At 70.0% G+C, this 6105-nt stretch carries 7 protein-coding genes and 1 pseudogene; 5 read left to right on the top strand and 3 right to left on the bottom strand.

All coding sequences use genetic code 11. The features are described 5' to 3' along the window. Positions 1-245 (top strand): annotated as a pseudogene (locus AB0C28_RS56040) (ATP-dependent Clp protease ATP-binding subunit ClpC); the annotation flags it as partial. A 32-nt stretch (positions 246-277) separates the two neighbouring features. Here the strand turns inward: AB0C28_RS56040 and AB0C28_RS56035 are convergent. After that, positions 278-421 carry a hypothetical protein gene (locus tag AB0C28_RS56035; RefSeq protein WP_358085721.1) on the bottom strand — a complete coding sequence of 48 codons (144 nt, stop codon included), beginning with the start codon at positions 419-421 and terminating at the stop codon, positions 278-280. A 625-nt stretch (positions 422-1046) separates the two neighbouring features. After that, positions 1047-1757, bottom strand: a complete 711-nt coding sequence (locus AB0C28_RS56030) for a GntR family transcriptional regulator (protein WP_357846622.1) — start codon at positions 1755-1757, stop codon at positions 1047-1049. Between the two features lie 139 nt (positions 1758-1896). Here AB0C28_RS56030 and AB0C28_RS56025 point away from each other — a divergent pair, with 139 nt between their 5' ends. Together AB0C28_RS56025 and AB0C28_RS56020 are read left to right on the top strand one after the other, a co-directional pair. Then, a complete protein-coding gene (locus AB0C28_RS56025) occupies positions 1897-2421 on the top strand; it encodes a YbhB/YbcL family Raf kinase inhibitor-like protein (protein WP_358085718.1) in 525 nt (174 codons plus the stop codon). Then, positions 2418-2846, top strand: coding sequence for a cupin (locus tag AB0C28_RS56020; protein ID WP_357846618.1), 429 nt, complete (start codon positions 2418-2420; stop codon positions 2844-2846). The genes AB0C28_RS56025 and AB0C28_RS56020 overlap by 4 nt, the downstream gene beginning before the upstream one ends. A gap of 234 nt (positions 2847-3080) precedes the next feature. Here AB0C28_RS56020 and AB0C28_RS56015 read toward each other — a convergent pair whose 3' ends face one another. Next, positions 3081-3710, bottom strand: coding sequence for a TetR/AcrR family transcriptional regulator (locus tag AB0C28_RS56015; RefSeq protein WP_358085715.1), 630 nt, complete (start codon positions 3708-3710; stop codon positions 3081-3083). An 85-nt stretch (positions 3711-3795) separates the two neighbouring features. On the opposite strand from AB0C28_RS56015, the gene AB0C28_RS56010 reads away from it, so the two are divergent. Both AB0C28_RS56010 and AB0C28_RS56005 read left to right on the top strand, forming a co-directional pair. After that, positions 3796-4569, top strand: coding sequence for an SDR family oxidoreductase (locus tag AB0C28_RS56010; protein WP_358085712.1), 774 nt, complete (start codon positions 3796-3798; stop codon positions 4567-4569). Positions 4570-5025: 456 nt separating this feature from the next. Beyond that, on the top strand, positions 5026-5964 hold the full coding sequence (locus tag AB0C28_RS56005) for a TIM barrel protein (RefSeq protein WP_357846612.1): 939 nt from the start codon (positions 5026-5028) through the stop codon (positions 5962-5964). Positions 5965-6105 lie beyond the last annotated feature (141 nt).

The raw sequence follows: 6105 nt of genomic DNA, 5'->3' as shown, positions 1-6105 counted from the left end.
AGCAGCTGCTGGCCGACCGCGGCTACGACCCCGTCATGGGCGCCCGGCCGCTGCGCCGGACGATCCAGCGCGAGCTGGAGGACTCCCTGTCGGAGAAGATCCTCTACGGCGAGCTCCGTCCGGGGCAGGTCGTGAAGGTGACGATCGAGGGCGAGGGCGACAACGCCAAGTTCATCTTCAAGGGCGAGACGTCCTCGAAGATCCCGGACTCGGCCGCCGCGATCGCCGCTCCGATCCAGAACTGACCCTGTTCTGAGGAAAGCCCCCGCGTGGATCATCACGCGGGGGCTTTTCGCGTCGTACGCGCGGCGCCGGCGCCGGGGCCGGGGCTGGGGCTGGGGCTGGGGCTGGGGCCGGGGCCGAGGTCGGGGCCGAGGTCGAGGTCGGCGGTGAGCCGTCGTGGGAGCAGCGCAGAGACCACGACGTGAGCCAGCCGGACATCTTCTGGATGTCGGCCTGCTCGTTCGGGATGATCTCCTTGGCCGGCTTGCGCACGTAGTCGCCGCCGCCCCGCTCAGCCGGCGAGCTCGCCCAACTGGATGGGGCTGGCGGTGGTGGACCTCCGTGCGGCTTGCTCGCGACGTCCGTGCGGTCTGTTCATGGCCTCGTCGGTGAGTCCCCGGCATCCTTCCGGGACCACCGACCACGTCTTCCCGTTTGCGGTTGTCAGGCGAACTGGCTGGTCAGCCGCTTGGAGGCCGGTCAGGCAGGCACGTCAGGCGAGTCGAACTCAGCATGCCGAGCATGGCCGTCAAGGACGGCGCTTCGGAGCGACGACCGTGTGATCGGCGGCCGGTTGGGCAAGCACGTCAGGCGAGTAGACCCGAGTATGCCGAGCATGGCCGGGCCGTCCAGGACGGCGTTGAGTGGATCGGCTGCTGCGGCTGGTCGCACCGCCACCTATGGGTCGCACCGCCTTCTATGGGCCGCGCTGCCCGGCTTGTGGGTCGCGCCGCCAGTTGTGGGTCGCACCGCCTCCTATGGGCCGCGCTGCCCGGATGTGGGCCGGACTGCTAGTTGTGGGCCGCACCGCCGGCTGTGGCAGGTCACAGCTGTGGCCTGACTTCATCAGGTGCATCGGGTGTATCAGGGGCGGAGGTGAGGGCGGCGACGGTCAGGGTCAGGTGTTGGGCCAGGACGTCGGCGGCGGTGTCGGCGTCGCGGGCCAGGGCCGCCTCCTCCAGGCGGCGGTGCTCGGCGGCGCCGTCGCGGTCGGGGGTGCGCTGCGCCGACCAGCGGCGGGCCAGCTCGCCGGCCGTCCACAACCGGTCGAACGTGTCCAGCAGCACGGGGTTGCCGCACCCGTCCAGCAGCGTCCGGTGGAAGGCGCGGTGTGCCTCCGACCAAGCGCTGCTGTAGTACTCGCCTTCCTCCGGCACGTACACCGGCGTGCGGGTCAGGCGGTGGTGGGCCGCCCGCACCCGTGCCTCCCAGTCGAGGTCGCCGCGCTCGATCGCCAGGCGCAGCATGACCGGCTCGATCGTGCGGCGGGCCTCCGCGATCTGCTGCCACCGCTGGTCCGAGAAGTCGGGGACGGCGAAGCCGCGGTTGGGCAGTCGCACCGCGATACCCTCGCCGACCAGGCGCACCAGGGCCTCGCGTACGACGGCCAGGCTGACGTGGTGCTGCTGGGCCAGCTCTTGCGGCTTGAGCGCCTCGCCCGGTGCGTACTCGCCCCTCATGATCGCTTCCTGGAGCCGGGCGTGGACCCGCTCGGAGAGCATCTGCTTCGTCGATGGGCCGACGGTCTGCGTCATGTCCTCAGGATAGACCATTCGCCAAATAATCGATTATTCATGTTATGGTCGATGATGTCCGGACGGCACCCTCGATGGTGCCGTTCGTGGATGCCGACTCGTCGGCTGACCTCCTCACCAGCTCACTGAAGGAGCAGACGTGAACAACCCCTTTGCCCGCCTCCCCGAGGTGCCCTCCTTCACCGTCACCAGCACCACGCTGGCCGACGGCGCTCCCTGGCCCGCCGCACAGCTGTCCGCGGGCGTTCCGGGAGGAAAGGACGTCTCCCCGCAGTTGTCGTGGAGCGGCGCCCCTGAGGGGACGAAGAGCTATGCCGTCACGGTGTACGACCCGGACGCGCCGACCGGCTCCGGCTTCTGGCACTGGGCCGTGGCCGACATCCCCGCCACCGTCACCGCGTTGCCCGAAGGCGCGGGCGACGACACCGGCTCCGGTCTCCCCGAAGGCGCCTACCAACTGGCCAACGACGCCCGCGTGGCGCGTTACCTCGGCGCAGCCCCGCCGGCGGGGCACGGCCCGCACCGCTACTTCGTCGTGGTGCACGCCCTCGACACCGACACCATCGGCGTCCCGGCCGACGCCACCCCCGCCTACCTCGGCTTCACCATCGCCGGCCACATCCTCGGCCGCGCGGTCCTGACCGCCACCGCCGAAACCCCATGACCGTGACCCCGATCGAGCTCTCCGCGTCCGGCATCCACCTGTCGAGGGGTGGCAGGATCCACGCCGGTCCCCGGCCGGTGGACGCCGGGCGCGATGACTGGCATCTGAAGGCGTTCCACGCCAGGACCGGTGTCGACGTGCACGCCGACCACTGGCAGGTGAACACCGATGCCGAGAAGATCGTGTCCTGCGTCATCGGCAAGATCCGCCTCTACCTCCGTCCGGCGCGGCCGGAAGGTCCGCAACGTCCGCAACGTCCGGGGCGGCAGGGGGAAGAGGAGGAGGAGATCAGGCTGACGGCCGGCACCGCCGCCATCGTCCCGCGCGGACGGTGGCACCGGATCCAGCTCGACATCCCCAGCACCATCATGATCATCACTCCGCCGGGTGGCGGCCGTTTGGAAAGACGCGCCGACCCCCTCTGACGACGCCCGCTCTCTGACGACGCCCGCTCTCTGACGACGCCCGCTCTCTGACGACGCCCGCTCTCTGATGGCGAATGTGCGGAGGCGGGTGCGGACAGGCGTGCGGAGGCGGCGGTAACGTGCGGTGCCGTGGGCGGGCTTGGGTCACGCGGGGCTGTGCGTCAGCTTGGGCGGTCTGGGGTCACGCGGGGCTGTGCGTCGGCTTGGGTGGCCTTGGTCGCGTGGGGTCGGGTGTCAGCCGGAGTGGCCTGGCTCGTGTCTTGGCCAGGCGGTCAGGGCCAGGTCGGCTATCTGGGTGAGTTCGGCCGCGTCGGCTCCGTCCCGGGCGCGTTGCGACATCCCCTGGATGACGGCGGCGAAGTATCCGGCCAGCGCGCGGGGATCGGCGTGCGGGGGTAGCTCGCCGTCCTGCTGAGCGGCGCGCAGGCGGTCCTGGAAGATCGCGAGGTTCGTGTTGCGCAGATCGCGCAGGAACGCCGCAATCTCGGTGTCCTGGACGGTCACGTTGGTGGCGGCGCTGATGGTCAGGCAGCCGGCGGGATGTGCGGGGTCGGGGTAGATCGCCGCGGCCTCGCGCAGGATGCGGGCGAAAGCGTGGTGCGCCGTGGGCTCCTCGCGGAGGGCCACGCCGACGAACGCGCCGACGGGCGAGCGGGTGTAGGCGTGCACGACCTCCTTGAACAGCGCCTTCTTGTCGCCGAAGGCGGCGTACAGGCTGCCTGGCCTGATGCCCATCGCCTCGGTGAGCTCGTTGAGCGAGGTGGCCTCGTAGCCGCGCTCCCAGAACAGTCGGGTGGCCGCGGCGAGTGCCGTGTCACGGTCGAACGTACGCGGACGGCCTCGTGCTGCGCCTGCTTGCCCCATGACTCACATTCTAGAGCGTTCACTCAAGAAGTAGTGTTACCGTACTTGTTGAGTGAACACTCAAAAAATGAGAGGCGGGACATTCATGGGCGGACGTGTGCTGGAGGACAGGGTGGCACTGGTCACCGGCGGCAGCAGGGGGATCGGGCGAGCCATCGCCGAGCGGCTCGGCCGGGACGGCGCCGTCGTGGCCGTCGCCTTCGCCCGCGATCAGGCCGCGGCCGGCGAGGTCGTGGAACGAATCGGCAAGAACGGAGGCCGGGCGTTCGCGCTCCGGGCCGAGTTGGGCAGGCACGGCGACGCGGCCGCGTTGTGGGCCGCGTTCGACGCCGAAGTCCAGCGGCACTCGCTCCGGGCGGGCGTCGACATCATCGTGAACAACGCCGGCATCGGCCGCAGTTCGGACCTGGCCTCGCTCACGGAGGAAGAGTTCGACGAGGTCTTCGCGGTCAACGTGCGGGCGCCGTTCTTCATCGTGCAGCAGGGGCTCAGCCGGCTGCGCGACGGCGGGCGGATCATCAACATCTCCAGCGGCGCGGCCCGGCTGGCCATGCCGGAGATCAGCGCCTACGGCTCCTCCAAGGGCGCCCTGGACACCTTCACGCTCAACCTGGCCAAGCAACTGGGCCCGCGGGGCATCACGGCGAACTCGGTTGCCCCCGGGATCGTGGACACCGACCTCAACGCGGGATGGCTGCGCGGGAACGCGGACGCCCTGGCCAACGCCGCGTCGCTGCACGCGCTGGGCCGGGTCGGGCAGCCCGAGGACATCGCCGACGTCGTGGCGTTCCTCGCCTCCGACGACGCTCGCTGGGTGACGGGCAGGGTGATCGACGCGACCGGCGGCGCCGGGTTGTGACCCGCTTCTCGGGTGGGGGCCACCGTGGCACTCCGCCCGAGAAAGGGGTGGGTGGCTCTGTGGGGGTGCTGGGGAGGTGTTCGGAGGTCGTGGGGACCCCGGGCCTATGTATGGGGGAATGGGGCGGTGTGGGGGATTTGGGGCCGCGTACGGGAGCATCTTGGTGATCTTCACCGTACGAGATGGCCGGAAGTGAGAAGGTTGCGGTCGTTGCGTAATTGTTGGGTCAACGGGTATGACGCCACCGCGAGTAGTACTACACTGCGTAGAGCTTCGCCAAGTCTCATCCAAGTGAGCGACAAGTGCGTGTTCCTAGGCTGAAGGCTGCTCCGCAGGGAGTAGCGAGATGTCAACTCAGGGCGGACGCGCGTGCCACCCGCAAGCAGGCATGCTCACATGGCTCGTACGTTTCGAGGCGGGCGAGGGAACACTCAAAGCAAGCCGTGGAGGAAACCGATGCGCCTGCGTCACGATGACGGAACGCTCGTTCACCTCGCCTACAACGCAGGCGTCCACCCCGCTGAGGACCTGGAGAACCTCATCGCCCACCTGACGCGTTACGCGGTTCCGGTGCGCAAGCGGCTGGGCGTGGAGCGGATGGGCATCGGGCTTTGGCTGTCCCCTGCCGTCGCCGACCACCTCACCGCCGACCGCATCGAGCTCGTACGGCTGCGCCGCTCCCTGGAGGAGCGCGGCCTGGAGGTCGTGAGCCTCAACGGCACCGGCGGACGCAACCAGGAGGTCCCCGGGCCCGACTGGGCCAAGCCGGAGCGCTACCGCTACACGATGGCGCTGGCCAAGATCCTGGCGTTCCTGCTGCCCGAGGACGTACGGTTCGGCAGCATCTCGACGATCCCGATCGGCTGGCGCCGCGACTGGCCCGCCGACCTGCACTCGATCGCCACGCGCCGGCTTGAGCGGCTGGCCCGCGAGTTGCGCGGCATCTACAGCACCACGGGCAAGACGATCAGGGTCGGGTTCGAGCCGTGGCCCGGCTGCGTGCTGGAGACCACCGAGCAGGCGCTTGAGCGGGTCGGCGGCATCGACTCCGAGCACCTGGGCGTGTGCCTGGACGCCTGCCACCTCGCGTGCGGGGCCGAGGAGCCCGATGTGGCGCTGAAGGGGCTGGCCGCGGCCGGCGCGCCCGTGGTCAAGCTGGGCCACGTGCACAACCACACGGGTGAGACGCCGAGCACGGGCGCGGTGCTGCACGACACGCTGACGGCCCTGCTGTCGGGCGCGGTGAGCGGCAGTGCGCACATCGAGGTCGAGACGCACAACCTCATGGTTCCCGGGCGGGCCAAGGGGCCTGGCGCGCTGGTGTCGCTGCTGGCCGAGGAGCTGGCCTGGGCGCGTACCAATCTGACCAGCCTGGGTCTGCAACTGGCCGCGTAGGGGATGATCCCCGCGTCCGCTCAGCGCTGAGCGGACGCCGGTCGTTGTGTGTGGGGAAGTTAGGCAAGTTGGGGGTGGTGGGGGGGTTGGGTGAGTTGGCCGGAGCGGGGCGTGTGGTATCCGCCGAGGGCGGGGGTGATC

The organism is Nonomuraea sp. NPDC048892, assembly GCF_040649735.1.
GTDB lineage: Bacteria > Actinomycetota > Actinomycetes > Streptosporangiales > Streptosporangiaceae > Nonomuraea > Nonomuraea maheshkhaliensis.
Note: the sequence above shows the minus strand (reverse complement) of the source record. Positions and strands in the feature narration are given on the sequence as shown.